Source organism: Chromobacterium sp. Ag138 (assembly GCF_055181315.1).
On sequence record NZ_JBUPWA010000001.1, the window covers coordinates 1,082,287 to 1,097,835 of the forward strand.

The 15,549-nt window shown below is 66.3% G+C and carries 15 protein-coding genes; 10 read left to right on the top strand and 5 right to left on the bottom strand.

Going from position 1 to position 15,549, the window contains the following annotated elements; translation table 11 throughout:
* Positions 1-117 precede the first annotated feature (117 nt).
* On the bottom strand, positions 118-1,800 hold the full coding sequence (locus ACY3GB_RS04480; protein WP_463087690.1) for a glycoside hydrolase family 9 protein: 1,683 nt from the start codon (positions 1,798-1,800) through the stop codon (positions 118-120).
* 28 nt (positions 1,801-1,828) lie between these two features.
* On the bottom strand, positions 1,829-3,040 hold the full coding sequence (locus ACY3GB_RS04485) for an ROK family transcriptional regulator (protein ID WP_463087691.1): 1,212 nt from the start codon (positions 3,038-3,040) through the stop codon (positions 1,829-1,831).
* A 156-nt stretch (positions 3,041-3,196) separates the two neighbouring features.
* On the opposite strand from ACY3GB_RS04485, the gene ACY3GB_RS04490 reads away from it, so the two are divergent.
* The 5 genes from ACY3GB_RS04490 (at position 3,197) to ACY3GB_RS04510 (ending at position 7,640) form a co-directional block, all read left to right on the top strand.
* Positions 3,197-4,078, top strand: coding sequence for a glucosamine kinase nucleotide-binding domain-containing protein (locus ACY3GB_RS04490; RefSeq protein WP_463087692.1), 882 nt, complete (start codon positions 3,197-3,199; stop codon positions 4,076-4,078).
* Positions 4,079-4,088: 10 nt separating this feature from the next.
* Positions 4,089-5,345 (top strand): ABC transporter substrate-binding protein, encoded by a 1,257-nt coding sequence (locus ACY3GB_RS04495; RefSeq protein WP_463087693.1) that lies wholly within the window; start codon positions 4,089-4,091, stop codon positions 5,343-5,345.
* A 79-nt stretch (positions 5,346-5,424) separates the two neighbouring features.
* The gene (locus ACY3GB_RS04500; RefSeq protein ID WP_463087694.1) at positions 5,425-6,294 is read left to right on the top strand and encodes a carbohydrate ABC transporter permease; all 870 of its coding nucleotides are present in this window, start codon (positions 5,425-5,427) and stop codon (positions 6,292-6,294) included.
* Positions 6,295-6,301: 7 nt separating this feature from the next.
* Positions 6,302-7,147 (top strand): carbohydrate ABC transporter permease, encoded by an 846-nt coding sequence (locus ACY3GB_RS04505; RefSeq protein WP_104947456.1) that lies wholly within the window; start codon positions 6,302-6,304, stop codon positions 7,145-7,147.
* Between the two features lie 100 nt (positions 7,148-7,247).
* Positions 7,248-7,640: a hypothetical protein gene (locus ACY3GB_RS04510; protein ID WP_463087695.1), complete on the top strand. Its 393-nt coding sequence runs from the start codon at positions 7,248-7,250 to the stop codon at positions 7,638-7,640.
* 46 nt (positions 7,641-7,686) lie between these two features.
* Here ACY3GB_RS04510 and ACY3GB_RS04515 read toward each other — a convergent pair whose 3' ends face one another.
* Entirely contained in the window at positions 7,687-7,980 is a 294-nt protein-coding gene (locus ACY3GB_RS04515) for a hypothetical protein (RefSeq protein WP_463087696.1), read from the bottom strand.
* A gap of 195 nt (positions 7,981-8,175) precedes the next feature.
* On the opposite strand from ACY3GB_RS04515, the gene ACY3GB_RS04520 reads away from it, so the two are divergent.
* A complete protein-coding gene (locus ACY3GB_RS04520) occupies positions 8,176-9,489 on the top strand; it encodes an MFS transporter (RefSeq protein ID WP_463087697.1) in 1,314 nt (437 codons plus the stop codon).
* Here the strand turns inward: ACY3GB_RS04520 and ACY3GB_RS04525 are convergent.
* Positions 9,477-10,277, bottom strand: a complete 801-nt coding sequence (locus ACY3GB_RS04525; protein ID WP_463087698.1) for a M90 family metallopeptidase — start codon at positions 10,275-10,277, stop codon at positions 9,477-9,479. The genes ACY3GB_RS04520 and ACY3GB_RS04525 overlap by 13 nt on opposite strands.
* A 93-nt stretch (positions 10,278-10,370) precedes the next feature.
* Between ACY3GB_RS04525 and ACY3GB_RS04530 the strand changes: the two genes are divergently transcribed.
* The 4 genes from ACY3GB_RS04530 (at position 10,371) to ACY3GB_RS04545 (ending at position 14,916) form a co-directional block, all read left to right on the top strand.
* Positions 10,371-11,576: a cation:proton antiporter gene (locus ACY3GB_RS04530; RefSeq protein WP_463087699.1), complete on the top strand. Its 1,206-nt coding sequence runs from the start codon at positions 10,371-10,373 to the stop codon at positions 11,574-11,576.
* Positions 11,569-12,702 carry a YbdK family carboxylate-amine ligase gene (locus ACY3GB_RS04535; RefSeq protein ID WP_463087700.1) on the top strand — a complete coding sequence of 378 codons (1,134 nt, stop codon included), beginning with the start codon at positions 11,569-11,571 and terminating at the stop codon, positions 12,700-12,702. Before ACY3GB_RS04530 ends, ACY3GB_RS04535 begins: the two co-directional genes overlap by 8 nt.
* Before the next feature lie 25 nt (positions 12,703-12,727).
* Entirely contained in the window at positions 12,728-13,525 is a 798-nt protein-coding gene (gene nudC, locus ACY3GB_RS04540; RefSeq protein WP_463087701.1) for an NAD(+) diphosphatase, read from the top strand.
* Positions 13,526-13,659: 134 nt separating this feature from the next.
* The gene (locus ACY3GB_RS04545; protein WP_463087702.1) at positions 13,660-14,916 is read left to right on the top strand and encodes a hypothetical protein; all 1,257 of its coding nucleotides are present in this window, start codon (positions 13,660-13,662) and stop codon (positions 14,914-14,916) included.
* Between the two features lie 314 nt (positions 14,917-15,230).
* Here ACY3GB_RS04545 and ACY3GB_RS04550 read toward each other — a convergent pair.
* Positions 15,231-15,549, bottom strand: a 319-nt coding sequence (locus tag ACY3GB_RS04550) for an ABC transporter substrate-binding protein (protein WP_463087703.1), incomplete at its 5' end; no start/stop codon positions are given.

Here is a 15,549-nt window from a genome sequence, read left to right on the forward strand (position 1 = left end):
ATCGCGGCGATCGATGCCAGTGGCCTCCTCGCCGCGCCGTCTATCGTGAAGCAAACCAAGAAAAAATGACATTGATATCAAAAAAACAAGCAAAAAATTTGATTGATGTCAATAGCCCTACTCCCCGCCTACCGCCTGCCGCCGCGCCAAAGCCAGCATCAGCCAGGCGCCATGCGGCAGCCACTGCTCGCTCCAGCGCCATGACTGGCTGATGTCGGTTTCCTCCGGCAACAGAAAGGCGATGCCGTCGCTCCTTCCCGGCTCGGCGGTGACGCCGTTGCAGACTCCGCCCGGCGCGTTGTAGTAGCCCGGCTCGTAACGCGGGTTGTTTCGCCCATGCCCCTGCCACATGCACATATCGAAAGGGTTGCGGCCCAAAACCCAGTCCACAGCCGACTGCGCGTAGGCATCCAGGCTGCCGGCCAGTTCGGGCCAGCGCGCGGCGCCGCGCCAGGCCGCGGCCGCCAGCGAGCCCAGCCGCGCGTTCTCGCCCTGCCACCAATAGCCGCTGGCATTGCGCTGCGGCATGAAAAAACGCGCGCCTTCGATCTCGCCGGCCTGCCTCACCCATTGCCGCGGATAACCGAAAGGGTTGCCCGCCGCGCTGCGGTCAAGCTCGCCTTGCAGCCCCAGCTTCCATCCCCGCTCGGCGGACTCGGCGCAACGCCCGTCGGGCAGCGCGTCCAGATAGCGCGCCAGCGCCATATAAGGCAGGCCGGCGTCGGACGCGTGGCAGAAGCTGCGGCTTTGTCGGCCGTCCAGCCAGAACCAGCCGTCACGGTGCTGCCGGGCCAGCAAGCCCGCCGCGCGCTCCGCCGCCGCATCGGCGTAATCGCGGTCGCCGCAGGCCGCGTACAGTTCGCAGGCGGCCAGCAGCGCGCAGTAGTCGTCGATCAGATTTTCCTCACCGTCCGGCAGATAATCGCGGCCATGCTCCCGCAGATGGGCGAACCCCTGCCGCGCGGCCGCCAGATATGCGGCCCGCTCGTTTTCGCCGCCGCGCGGCAGCGTCGACGCCGCCGCCAGCGCCGCCACCGCCATGCCGCCGCCCTGGCGCCAGCCCGCCTGGAAAGCCGAAGACCGAACACCCTGCTGGGTGGAATAGGCGCACAGGCTGCGTCTGTCCTCGTCCTTGCTCCAGCCGTCGAACAGGGTCTGGTAGAAGAAACCCGACTCGTGCTGCATCCGCAGCAGGAAATCGGCGCCGTGCAGCGCCTCGTCCGCCAGCCGTTCGTCGAACCACTTGCCCTGCCGTGGCAAGGCTTGCCGCGTCTGAGTCAGGCTCCACACCAGCAGCGGCGTCTGCTGGGGGTTCAGATAATTGGCATAGGATAGATGGCTCAAGTACTTGGAGCAGTCGCCCGAGGCGTCGAACCACCCGCCGTGCGCGTCGCGCCGCGCATCGCCGCCCTCTTCCGGCGCCGCGCGGTCGGCCTGATCGTACAGGCCGCTGCAACGCTGCGATTTGAAATAAAACACCAGATCCGACAACAGCGCCGGACCGTACAGGCCATCCGCCACCTCGAACGGCGCCGACACCAACGGCGGCGCGGTGCCTTCCAGCCACAGTTGGTAGCGCCCGGGCTTAGTCAGTTGGTCGAGATCGGCGCGCCAATAGCGATCGTCGCCCCAGCCGCTCACGCCGCCCTGCGCCCGCAAGGGCGCGCGCATCACCACCTTGCCGTCGGAATCCAGCACCGCCGCGCTATCCACCGCCGCGCCGGCTTCCGCTTGCAGCAATACCGGCTTGGCCGCCTTGCGCTCGAAACCCAGATGATTGAACAGGAACCGCATCGCCATCGTCGCCCTCCAGTCTGATTCCTCGCGCTCAGCGCCGGCCGCCCTTCAGCAGCACCTCGTATTGCGGATTGAATTCGTCGAACACCAGCAAGGCCGCCGCGCCCAGCGCCACCACGTCGCGGCCGGCGCTGCCCTGCCGCACGCGCTCTCCGCTGCTGCTGCGCACCGACAGCGGCAAGGGATGCAGCCGCGCCATCAAGGCCTCTTGCCAGACTGGCGGCAGCAATCCGCCCAGCACCACCGCGTCGATGTCCAGCATGGATTCCAGGATATTGATCGCCTGCCGCAGCGGCCCGGCCGCCGCGTCCAACCAGCGCTCTCCGGCGGCGTCCATCCCCCTAACGGCCAAGTGCTCCGGCGTGGCCAGCGGGCTGCCGGCGATGCCCAGCTCCTCGTACAACGCCTGCAGCGACACATAGCGCTCCAGGCAGCCGCGATTGCCGCAATCGCAGCGCCGCCCCTCCGGCACCACCATCATGTGCCCCACTTCGCCGGCGTTGCGCCTGCCGCCGGTGTACAACCGGCCATCCAGAAACAGGCCGGCCCCCAGCCCGGCGCCGACGAACAGGTAAACGAAATTGCGCAGCTCGCTGGCCATTCCGTACAGCCGCTCGCCTATCGCCGCGGCGGTGGCGTCCTTCTCCAGCAGCACCGGCAGGCCCAGCGCCCGTTCCAGCGCCGCCGCGTCCACGCCTTCCCATCCCGGCAACGTGGTCGCCCCCACCGAGGTCATGCCCTCCACGCCGAACGGCCCCGGCATCACCAGGCCCAAGCCCAACAAACGCCCCCAGTCCAGACCGGACTCTCGCCGCAGCCGCTGCAGCTGATCCGAGATCAACGGCAGCGCTTCGCCCGGCGATGGGCGCTTCACCGGCGCCTCGAGCCGGGCCCTCACCCGGCCCGACAAATCCAGCGCCAAAGCCACCAGCATCTGGTGATCCAGCTGCACCCCTACCGCGTAGGCGCCGTCCGGATTGAGGGTAAGCGGAATGGCGGGCTGTCCGCGCGCCCCCTCGCGTAAAGGCTGGCCGGCCAGCAGCATGCCCGCGTCCAGCAGCTCGGCGGCGATATTGGACACCGTCTGCGGCGTCAGCGCGGTCAGCCGGGCCAGATCGGCCCGGGTCAACTGGCCGTTCAGGCGCACGGTTTCCAGCACCGCGCGGCGGTTATGCGAGCGGGCGTATTCCAGATTGGTGCCCGATACCGTGCGCGGCTCGGCGGCTGATGATGTTTTTCTCATGAAGCGGAAGTATGACGGCGACGCACCGTCCAAACAAGCCATTGTCATGGCAAGCCATTTAAATAAATCAAGTTGACGAAATAAATTTCGAATGCTTTACTGATGAAAATTCAAATGTCATTATCAGAACGAGGCGGGCCGCATGCCCGGCAAGCGATGAATCCAAGCATCCGATACCTGATAGGGGTGGATGGCGGCGGCACCGGCACCCGCATCCGCCTGAACGCGGCCGACGGCTCCCCGCTGGCCCAATCGGAAGGCGGCGCGTCGGCGCTGTCACTGGGCATCGGCAAAGCCTGGCAAACCGTGCGCGCCACCCTGAACGACGCTTTCGAGCAGGCCGGCCTTCCTGTGCCGCCCGTCCAGGAATGCGCGCTGGGCCTGGGTCTGTCTGGCGTCCACAACAAGCAGTGGGCGAGCGAATTCAAGGCGCAGGCGCCGGACTTCGCCGAGCTCCGCCTGGCCACCGACGGCTACACCACCCTGCTGGGGGCGCACGGCGGCCAGCCCGGTATCATCGTCGCGCTGGGCACCGGCAGCATAGGCGAAGCACTGTATTCCGACGGCAGCCACCGCGAGGTGGGCGGCTGGGGCTATCCCAGCGGCGACGAAGCCAGCGGAGCCTGGCTGGGCCAGCGCGCCGCCCAGCTCACCCAAATGGCGCTGGACGGCCGCCGCAGCCACAGCCCGCTGACGCGCGCGGTGCTGGAATTCGTCGGCGGCGACTGGCAGGCGATGATGCACTGGAACGGCCGCGCCACGCCGTCCCAGTTCGCCCGGCTGGCGCCGCTGGCGCTGAGCGCCGCCCGCGTCGACCCGGAGGCCGACGCGCTGCTGCGCCAGGCCGGAGAAGACGCCTGGGCCATCGCCCGCGCGCTGGATCCGCGGGACGAACTGCCGGTGGCGCTGTGCGGCGGATTGGGCCAGGCGCTGCACGACTGGCTGCCGCCGGGTTTCCGCCAGCGCCTGGTCGCGCCACGCGGCGACTCCGCCCAAGGCGCCTTGCTACTGCTGCAACGCTCGCCCCCCCAACAATAAGGAGAAGACGATGAGACCGTTCCGCCCCGCCTTGGCCGCATTCGCGCTGCTGGCCTACTGCCTGTCCGCCCATGCCGAGAAAATCAGGCTGGAATTCTGGACCGACTCGCTGAAGCCCACCTTCGACGGCTACTTCGCCAACGTCAAGAAAACCTACGAGGCGCACCATCCCGACGTGGAAGTGCAATGGGTGGACGTGTTCAACGACAACTTCGAAACCAAGCTCAACGCCGCCATCGCCGCCGGCCGGCCGCCGGCGCTGGTCAACCACGACGTGCCGCGCCTGTTCAAATACGCGCAAAAAGGCACGCTGATCCCGCTGAATGCGGCCCTGGGCGCGGACAAGGCCGCCTATCTGCCCAACGCGCTGGCCGACCTCAGCTTCGGCGGCAAGCTGTACGGCCTGCCGTGGTACAACAACATCAATGTGCTGGTGATCAACGGCGAGCTGTTCAAGAAAGCCGACCTGGACCCGAAACAGCCGATCGCCAGCCTGGACGACGAGCTACGCCTGGCCAAGATCATCAAGGCCAAGACCGGCGTGCCCGGCCTGCTGCCGCAACTGGGCCAGATAGACGGCATCATGCTGGGCCAGGGCCTGCCGCTGATCCAGAACGGCAAGGCCGTGTTCAACAGCCCCGCGCATGTCGCGCTGATCCGCAAGCTGGCCGACGCCTACAAGGCCGGCGCGCTGGCCAGGGACAATCTGTTCGCCGACGACAACTACCAGGCCAGCATCAAGCTGTACAACAGCGGCCGGCTGGCGATGATGGAAACCGCGCCGACCTCGGCCCAGCGCACTCAGAGCGACGCGCGCAACATCTACGCCGCCACCGTGGTGCAGCCGGCGCCGCTGGGGCCGACCAAGATCGCCCAGGGCGGCTATCTGTTCAGCTGGTCGGTAGCCAAGGGCCTGCCGGCTCGCACCCAGCAGGAGGCGGTCAAGTTCGCCAGGTTTCTGACCGGCGACGCCCAGCAGCTGGCCTTCGCCAAAGTGACCGGCGCCACCTTCCCGTCCACCCGCCAGGCGTTGGCCGACAGTTATTTCGTCAAGACCTCGGCCGGCGGCGGCGCGATAGAGAGCTCGCGCATCGCGGGCGCCAAGGTGGCGCTCAACATCCGCACCCTGGTGCTGACCGGCGTGCCCAATGTCGGCGATCTGAAAAAGAATCTGGTCGACAACGTGGAAGCCGCGGTCACCGGCAAGAAGGACGCGCAGCAGGCGCTGGACGACGCCGTCGCCTTCTGGAACCGCCGGCTGAAATAAACCGCTTCCCTCCTCGGCCCCTCGCCGCGTCTTCCGGCAGGGGCGCTTTTTCTTTCGAAGGCCAAGCCGGACCGCAAGCATGACGCCGACTTCCACCCGCAACGCCTGGCTGTTCCTGTCCCCCGCCCTGCTGCTGATGGGCGTGTTCACCTTCTGGCCGCTGCTGTTCGGCAGCTATGTCGCCTTCACCCGCTACGATCTGGTCTCGCCGCCCCAATGGGCAGGCCTGGACAACTTCCGCTACCTGCTGGACGACCCGGTGTTCATCCAGGCGCTGGGCAACTCGCTGCGCTACCTGCTGGTGGTGCCGGCCATCCAGCTGGCCGGCATCGCGCTGGCGGTGCTGGTGAACCGGGCGCTGCCAGGCATCAAGTGGTTCCGCGCCGCCTTCTACCTGCCGGTGATCACCACGGTGTCGGTGGTGGGCATCATGTGGAACTGGATGTACGCCGATTACGGCGTGCTCAACGGCGCGCTGCATTGGCTGGGATGGGTGGCGCAGGAACACGATGTCGGTTTTCTCAGCGACGAGGACCTGGCGCTGTATTCGGTGATGTTCGTCACCTTCTGGCGCGGCATCGGCTATTACATGGTGTTGTATCTCGCCGGCCTGCAGGCGATTCCGGCCGAGATGCAGGAGGCCGCGCGGCTTGACGGCGCCAATGCCTGGCAGCGCTTCTGGCGCATCACCCTGCCCATGCTCAAGCCCACCATCCTGTTCTGCAGCCTGATCTCCACGCTGGACGCGATCAAGGCTTTCGAGGAGGTGCTGGTGATGACGCGCGGCGCGCCGATGAACTCCACCTACACCACGCTCTACTACGCCTTCCATCAAGGCTTCAACCAGCTGGATTTCGGCCGCGGCAGCGCCGCCGGCCTGGTGCTGACCCTGGTCTGCCTGCTGCTGGCCTGGCTGAATTTCAAGCTGATCCGCGCCGATCACCGCTGAGGACGACATGACCGCCATCGCCCTGAACCGCGCCGCGCCGCGCAAGCTGCTGCGCCGGCTGCCCGACTACCTGCTGCTGCTCGCGCTGTCCTTCGCCTGCGTCTATCCCTTTCTGTGGACGCTGGGCATCGCCGTCGGCGACGGCGAGCAGGTGTTCGACTTCCCGCCGCCGCTGTGGCCGAAGGACGCCGGCTGGCGGCACTTCGCCGCGGTGTGGGACGCCATCCCGCTGGGACGCTTCTTCTGGAATTCGCTGTGGATTTCCGGCCTGACCACGCTGGGCACGCTGGCGGTGTCGGCGCTGGCCGCGTTTCCGCTGGCCAAGCTGCGCTTCCGCGGCCGGCAGGCGGTGTTCTACGCCATCATCGCCACCTTGCTCTTGCCCAGCGAGATCAACTTCATCAGCAACTATGTCACCATCAGCCGGCTGGGCCTGGACGACAGCCGGCTGGGCGTGGTGCTGCCGTCCATCGCCGGCGCTTTCGGCATCTATCTGATGAAGCACGCGTTCGAGGAGATTCCGGACGAGATCGTCGACGCCGCGCGGATGGACGGCGCCAGCGACTGGCAGGTGTTCCGGCGCATCTGCCTGCCGCTGTCCTTGCCCTACCTCGCCACCTTGGGCATCTTCACGCTGGTGTGGTCGTGGAACGTCTACGTCTGGCCCAGCGTGGTGCTGAAGACGCCGGATCTGTATCCGCTGTCGGTCGGCGTGCTCTACCTGAAAGGCGCGTTCGCCACCTCCACCCGGATGGTCGCCGCCGGCGCGGTGCTGACCATCCTGCCGGTGCTGGCGGTATTCGCGCTATGCCAGCGCTACTTCATGCGGGGAATGGACGGGGCCGTGAAATGAGAAAGCCGCGCGGCGGCACTGGCCGGCCACGCCGTCGCCCCGCTACATGGGCCCAGCCAGCCCGTATCATTGCGCTTCATCTTTCTCTCGGGAGCCGTGCATGAGCGATATCGGCAAAAGAGGGCCTCTCGCCTGCCTGTTTCTCGCCTTTTGCGCTGGCGCCGCTGCCGCGCCGCCGACGCAGACACTGCCGGAGCCGGCCATCACCGTCCGCTTCGACTATTACCCGCAAGACCTCGGCAGAATCCGCGCGCTGGAGCGCAAGCTCGCCAGCGCGATCAAACGCGCCAAGGCCGGCGAACTGGGCGAAACCGAACTGCACCTGGACGGCAATGACGGCTTTTTGTACCTGTACGGCCCCGATCCGGACCGGCTATACGCGGCGGCGGGCCCCATCCTGAAGCCATCCAGGCTGATGGCCCATGCCGAAGTGACCAAACAATACGCCGCCAGCTCAAAGACCTTTCCGCAGGGCAAAGACAATCCGGATTAAATCCGCCAGCCGCCGCGGGATAGCCGCAGCCTCGACAGGGGCTGGCTTAGAGATCCATCCGTTTCCTGAAAGACCTCAACGCGCAGACCAGCGCCGCGATGCCGGGTATCGCCACGCACAGGAAGACGGGAGCGCCCGCCGCGCGCATCAGGAAGCCGGCCAGCACCGCCGCCAAGCCGTAGATGGGGAGGATCAGCCACTCCCATAGCGCCAGGTTGGCGGCATCCTCCGCCTTCGGACGCGGCGGATGGCCCCTTCCCCGCCGGATCACGCGTATCAGGTAGAGATCCAGGACAAAATCCAGCGCGCCCAGCAGCATCCTGCCGATGAACTCCAGCATCGGCGCCTCCATGATTCGATACGCGACGGCCCGAGTCTAGCATGGCCGAATGCAAGCCTCGCCTGAGCCACCCCGCGGCGCGAACGAGTCTTATTGTCAGACATCGCCGCCGTCATTTAATCTGCTCGGCACGACCTTACATTCAACAGCCATACGGTCGATGCATAACCATACCAAGACAAAGGAAATCGCCGCATGGACACCCGCTCCCTCGCACCGCACCGCCCATTGAACCGGCAGGACTGCAAGACGCTGTTCCTGGCCGCGCTGGGCGGCGCGCTCGAGTTCTACGACTTCATCATCTTCGTGTTTTTCGCCGTGGTGCTGGGCAAGCTGTTCTTCCCGCCGTCCATGCCGGACTGGCTGAGCCAGCTGCAAACCTTCGGCATCTTCGCCGCCGGCTATCTGGCGCGCCCGCTGGGCGGCATCGTGATGGCGCACTTCGGCGACCTGATGGGCCGCAAGCGCATGTTCACGCTGAGCATCGTGCTGATGGCGCTGCCGACGCTGGCCATGGGCATGCTGCCCACCTATCACGATATCGGCATGGCCGCGCCGCTGCTGCTGCTGGCGATGCGCATCCTGCAGGGCGCGGCGATAGGCGGCGAGGTGCCGGGCGCCTGGGTGTTCGTCGCCGAGCACGCGCCCGCGCGCCATACCGGCTTCGCCTGCAGCGTGATCACCTCCGGCCTGACCATAGGCATCCTGCTGGGCTCGCTGATCGCCACCGCGATCAACCTGGCCTTCAGCCCGCAGCAGATCGCCGACTGGGCGTGGCGCGTGCCCTTCCTGGCGGGCGGCGTGTTCGGCCTGGTGGCGATGCAGCTGCGCCAATGGCTGCACGAAACGCCGGTATTCGCCGAGATGCAGGCGCGCAAGGCCCTGTCCGAGGAGCTGCCGCTGAAAACCGTGCTGAAGAAGCACAAGGCCGCCGTCGCGCTGTCGATGTTCGTCACCTGGTTCCTGGCCATCTCCATCGTCGTCGCCATCCTGATGGCGCCGGCCTATCTGCAGAAGCAGTTCGGCCTGCCGGCGGTGGACACGCTGCGCGCCAACAGCCTGGCCATCGTCGCGCTGACGCTGGGCTGCCTGGTGGCCGGCGTGTCCAGCGACCGCCTGGGCAGCGGCCCCACCTTCCTCGGCGGCAGCCTGCTGCTGGCCGCCAGCAGCTATGCCTTCTATTCGTCGATGGCGGCGCACGCCGGCCAGCTGTACACGCTGTATCCGCTGCTGGGCTTCAGCGTGGGCATCGTCGGCGCGGTGCCGCTGGTGATGGTGCGCGCCTTCCCGCCGCAAGTGCGTTTCTCCGGCCTGTCCTTCTCGTATAACGTCGCCTACGCCTTCGCCGGCGGCCTCACGCCCATCCTGCTGTCCATCTGGCTGAAGTACGACGCGCTGGCGCCGGCCTACTACCTGATGCTGCAATGCCTGATCGGCCTGCTGGTCGGCTGCTACCTGCTGCTCGCCGGCAAGAAAACCGGCTCGGCGGCGCTGGCTCAGGAAGGCTGAACCGGCATCACGCTCTCCTCGTCCACCGGCGGCAGCCTGGCCGCCGGGTCCTGGCGATAGAACTGGCTCAGCAGCCGGTACAGCTCAGGATAATCCCGCCGCGCCAGATGCGGGATTTCGAAGAAGGCCTCGCTGAGCACGGCGAAGAATTCCGCCGGGTTTTCGCTGGCGTATGGGTCCAGCCAGCCCTCCACCCCGTGGTCCACCTCGCGGCAGAACTGCCGGTAGGCCTGGTTCCAGGCCCGGCTCCACGCGGCGCGGTCCATGCCCTTGTGCAAAGGCGGCGCGCCGTTGGCCGGGCCGTCCAGCATGTCGAACTGGTGAGCCGTCTCGTGGATCACCACGTTCCAGCCGTCCAGCAGCGGCGATTCGTTGACGTCCGGCCAGGAAAACACCAGCGGTCCCTGGTAGTGGGCCTGGCCGATCAGCACCTGCTCGCCCTCGTGGGTGAGCCCTATCCCATCCTGCCAGCGGTTGCGCGCCACGAACGGGGCCGGGTACAGTATCGCCTCGCGCCAGTTTTCATAGGCGCGCATGCCCAGGTTCATGCCCGGCAGCGCCAGTTGCAGCGCCAACCGGCAGCGCATGGCGTCGTCCACTTCCATGTCTTCCAGGCCGGTGATGGTCTTGGCCAGCAGCAGTTCGCCGGCCAGCCTGACCAGACGGTCTGTTTCTTCGGCCGACAAGCCGACCAGCAGCGGCATGCCGCCCGCCTCGTCCCGCAACCGCGACAGCAAGGCGGCCGGTATCCGTTTGCCGCCCAGGCGGCGCATCCAGTCTAATAGCATGAACTCTTGGCTCGGAATCGCGTCAGTCATTGATACCTTAGGGCGGGGAAGGAGCAATTCAATGCCCCGCCCCGCAATACAGGAGAAACCATAATGACCCTCCCTCTCTGGCACAATCTGATGCTGAACCCGCTGGCCGCGTTCGGCATCCTGCTGGCGCTGGGCGTGATAGGCGGCCAGATCGCGGTGCGCGTCGCGCGCCTGCCCGCCATCACCGGCTACATCGTTACCGGCCTCATCATCGGCCCCTACAATCTCAACCTGCTCAACCAGCAATTGCTGAACGAAGCCTCGCTGTTCGTGCAGCTGGCGCTGGGCATCGCGCTGTTCGAAGCCGGCCGCCGCGTGGACCTGCGCTGGCTGCGGGTGGAGAAAACCCTGCTCGCCACCACCCTGCTCTACTGCCTGCTGGTGTTCGGCGCGCTGTTCGCGCTGCTGAACGGCAACGGCTTCGGCGCGCCGGCCAGCCTGATGCTGGCGGCGCTGGGCATGGCCACCTCGCCCATCGTGGTGCTGGAGATCGTGCGCGAATCGCGCGCCGACGGCCAGGTCAGCGAGCGGCTGCTGACCGCCACCGCGCTGTCCAGCCTGCTGGCGATGGCCGGCTTCGCGCTGGCGCTGTCCTACACCCATCTTTCCGCCGACCACAGCGTGGAGGACGGCATCCTGATGCCGGGCTGGCTGATCCTGGGCTCGGTGGCGCTGGGCCTGGTCGCCGGCCTGGTCACCACCCAGCTCAACCGCTGGCTGGGCGGCCATCAGCGCGAGGCGCAGCGCGTGCTGCTGTTCGGCCTGATCGCGCTCCTGGTCGGCGCCGCCGACATGCTGCAGCTGCTGGCCCTGCTGGCGCTGCTGGTGGCCGGCATGAGCACCCGCACGCTGCGCCACGGCTACACCGTCAGCGAGCCCGGCATCCTGTCGCTGAGCCATGTTTTCACCGTCGCCTTCTTCGTTTCCGCCGGCGCCCACCTGTCGCCGCAGGCGCTGGCCTCGCACTGGCAGCTGGCGCTGCTGTGCCTGATCCTGCGCAGCGGCATCGGCATGCTGGTGTGGTGGCTGGCCGCGCGCGGCAACGGCCTCTCCCGCCAGCAGGGCGCCTGGCTGGGGCTGGCGCTCAGCCCGATGAACAGCGGCTCCGCGCTGCTGCTGGGCCTGGGCATCGTGTCGCTGGGCGAAGCCGCCACCAGCTTCAGCGCGGCGCTGATGGCCGCATTGCTGATCAACGAGATCGTCGCCCCCGTCCTCACCCGGCTGGCCTTGCGCCTGGCCGGCGAAACCGCAGGAGCCAGCCATGCTTGAATTCAACCAAAGCCAGCCGCTCACTCTGGGCGTGGAGCTGGAGCTGATGATACTGAACCGCCGCGACTACAATCTCACCCGCGGCTCCGACGATCTGCTGCTGCAGATCAACCGCAAGCCGCACGGCTTCGACATCAAGCCCGAGATCACCCAGGGCATGATAGAAATCGGCACCGCCGTCCATAGCGACGTCAACGCGATGCTGGAAGAGCTGCTCGCCATCCGCAAGCTGCTGGTGGACAGCGCCCACAAGCTGAACCTGGGCCTGGCCGGCGGCGGCGCCCATCCCTTCCAGCACTGGGAAGACCAGCGCATCTACCCCAAGGAGCGCTACCACCTGGTGTCCGAGCTGTACGGCTACCTGGCCAAGCAGTTCACCGTCTACGGCCAGCACATCCACATCGGCTGTCCGGACGGCGACGCCGCGGTGCGGCTCACCCACTACCTGGCCCGCTACATTCCGCATTTCATCGCGCTGTCGGCGTCGTCGCCCTTCTACCAGGGCGTGGACACCTCGTTCCAGACTTCGCGGCTGACCAGCGTCAACGCCTTTCCGCTGTCCGGCTGCATGCCGGTGGTGGACAGCTGGAGCGCGTTCAACGACTACTTCGAACGGATGGAGGCGCTGGGCATCGTCGCCAGCATGAAGGACTTCTATTGGGACATCCGCCCCAAGCCGGAATACGGCACCGTGGAAATCCGCATCTGCGACACCCCGCTCTCCATCGAAACCCCGGTGCTGCTGGCCGCCTACGCCCAAATGCTGGCGCGGCGCTGCTTCGAGGAGGGCTGGGACGACATCTGCTCCGAGCCCTACCTCACCTATAGCTACAACCGCTTCCAGGCCTGCCGATTCGGCTTCGACGGCGTGATGGTGGACGCCCGCGCCAAGAGCCAGCAGGGGCTGCAGGAAGACCTGCTGGACACGCTGCGCGCGCTGGAGCCGCACGCCGAGGCGCTGGGCAGCCAGCGCCAGCTGGCGGCGCTGCGCCAACGGGCACTGAAATGCCACAGCGACAGCCGCTGGCTGCGCCAGGTATTCGAGCAGAGCGGTTCGCTGAGCGAAGTGGTGCGGCGCCAGAGCGAGCACTGGATGTACGCCGAGCCTGGAGTCGGCGTAAACTGAGCGATTACCATCGGATCGCCCCTTTATGCCTTTCGAACTCCCGCAACAGCCGGCGCCGGAACTGCCCGCGCGCTGGTGCGTCTTCAACGGCGGCCTGCTCTGGCTGCAGGATCAGCAGCTGCCGGCGCATCCGCCTGCCGGCTGCGCGCTGACCGGCCAGCGCTTTCTCGGCATCCACGAGGGCTGCAATCTGTTCATGGCGGATCTGGTCGGCGAAGCGCCGCCGCAAGCGGGAGACTGGCTGCCCCTGCGGCCGGCGCTGATGGCGATGCCCGCGGCCCAGGTGCAGGCGGCCGCCCGCGCCGCCCAACTGCGCCAGTTCTTTCACAGCCACCGCTTCTGCGGCCATTGCGCCACGCCGCTGGCGGTAAACAGCGACCAGCTGGGCCGGCACTGTCCCAGTTGCGGCCAGGTCTACTACCCCCGCATCTCTCCCGCCATGATGGTGCTGGTCCGCCGCGGCCGCGAACTGCTGCTGGCCCGCAGCCCGCATTTCACGCCCGGCATGTACAGCGCGCTGGCCGGCTTCGTCGAACCCGGCGAAACGCTGGAAGACTGCGTGCACCGCGAAACCTGGGAGGAAGTGGGCATCAAAGTGAAAAACCTGCGCTACGCCTTCTCCCAGTCCTGGCCTTTCCCTCACTCGCTGATGCTGGCCTTCACCGCGGAATACGACGGCGGAGACATCCGCCCCCAGGAAGGCGAAATCGAGGATGCCGGCTGGTTTGACATCGACGCGCTGCCCACGCTGCCCTCGCCGATCTCCATCGCCCATCACCTGATCGCGCATGGGCGCGAGCTGATTCGCAACAATGCCACGTAGTTTTTCTGGCGGAATATTAAATTTTGTTTAACTTCGTTATCCAGTAAACCCGCCTGGCCATCGTTCCGTTTTGCTAATTGCCTCCCGCTCAAACCCGCGCGGGAGATCTCTGACTCGCCAAGACGGAATGCCATATGAAAGTAAAATACACCCGTGAACTGACCCTGGCGCTTTGCCTCGGCGCCGCATACGCCGGCGCGCAAGCCGCGCCCATGACGGTGGACAGCCTGGACGGCCCCGTCACCGGCAATGAAATTCAATCCTTCATCGGCTTCATCCAGGGCATGCAACCCATCGCCTCCGAGTCCGGAGAAATGTGGAGCCAGGGCAGCGATGGCCAGGCGATGAAGGCGCTGTCCCAGGTTTACGATATCGCTCCGCGCAAGGAAATCATCGACAAAATGACCGACTACTGCGACACCCTGCTGTCGCAGCGCAACGACATGCTGCCCGCCCCTGCCGGCCAGCGCATGATCTGGACGGGCCGCATCGACCCGGTATGGCCGAACACGCCGGACAAATACCCGATCCAGACCGGCGGCGAACAGGGCGATCCAGTCGGCCATCTCGCCAGTTGCGCCCGCCAGATTCTGAAGACCCCCGCGCTATACAACCAGAAAGTGGGCGGCGGCGATCGCTACCATTTCGGCGCCACCTATCTGCAACGCGCCAAGACCTATCTTGCCGAAGCCGACAAAACCGTTGACCAGCACATTCTGAAATCGCTGCTGACGATGGAAGACGGCCATATGTATTTCGCCGGCAACTCGCCATACCAAGGCGGCAAGCCGGTGCCATGGAACCAGCAGATGATGTTCGACTACGGCTTCATGAACCTGGCCCAAGCCCATGAGTTGCTGCAGGACGACCCAGGCCGCGTCACGCGCTACGATGCGATCGTCAAAAGCAACCTTGATTGGTTCTTCCAGTCCGGCCTCACCCGCTACACGGACCAGGCTGGCAAGCCGGCCTACAACTGGGCCTATGCGATTCCAGCCACCGGCGGCGAGGACAGCAACCACGGCAGCATGGACGTATCAGGCTTCTACCGCCTGTTCCTGTCCGGACGCTATGGCCTGACCGCCAAGCAGATGGCACCGTTCGGCGACACCGTGTTCGACGTGATGCGCCTAGGCGACCGCGACTACTCCGGCCGCGTGGACGGCAGCAGCGACAACACCAGCAAGCACGGCGGCGAAACCAACTACCTGCGCAGCGGCTTCATGTTCGCTGCCCTGGCGCGCCCGGACGCCTACTACACGATGATGAGCGACGCGGGCATACAGGATGGCGGCGCCAGCGGCGCGATCGACAACTACTCCAACTTCCTGCTGGTGAAATCCCAACGAGCGGCCGGCGCCCAGGCTGCGAAGAAGAGAAAAACCCATTGATTTGACGGCGAATCCTCCGCGCGCATCGGCCACGCGGGGGATTCGCTTCTTTCCCGCTCACCCATGCGAACCTGGCGCCGAGCCATCACATTGTCAGCGCCCCGCATCCCATGCTCCGCCCCCCGTCTGTCTTTCAGGCTAAAGCTTGAAAACGTCCATCCTGCGATGGGTCGCCGCGCAACCGCAGCGCCAACTCCATTCGCCTTACGCCAAGCCAAACCGTTGAGTAAAAAAGAGACCGGCCTCTGCATGCAGAGCGCCGGCCCAGGGGCTGAGGAGTACGCAGGGGAAAATTTCGTTTTAAACCGTCGCGTTCAGCGGACCACCGTTTCCACGGTCCAGCCATTGTTTTTCACCGTGGACAGCGTCACCGGCGCTTTCAACAGATTGCCGTTGGGCGCGAAAGCGAAGTCCGCCGTCACGCCGCTATAGCGGATAGCAGCCAGCTTGGGCAGGTATTTGGCCGGCTCCACCGAGCCCGCCTGTTTCATGGCCGCGGCCACCAGCATCACGCCGTCGTAGAACTGCGGCCCCAGCAGCACCACGTCTTGATGAAAGCGTGCTTTGTAGCGGCGCTCGAACTCTTTGCCTGCCGGGCGGGCGGCGAGCACGCCGCCCGCCACCGCCCAGTAA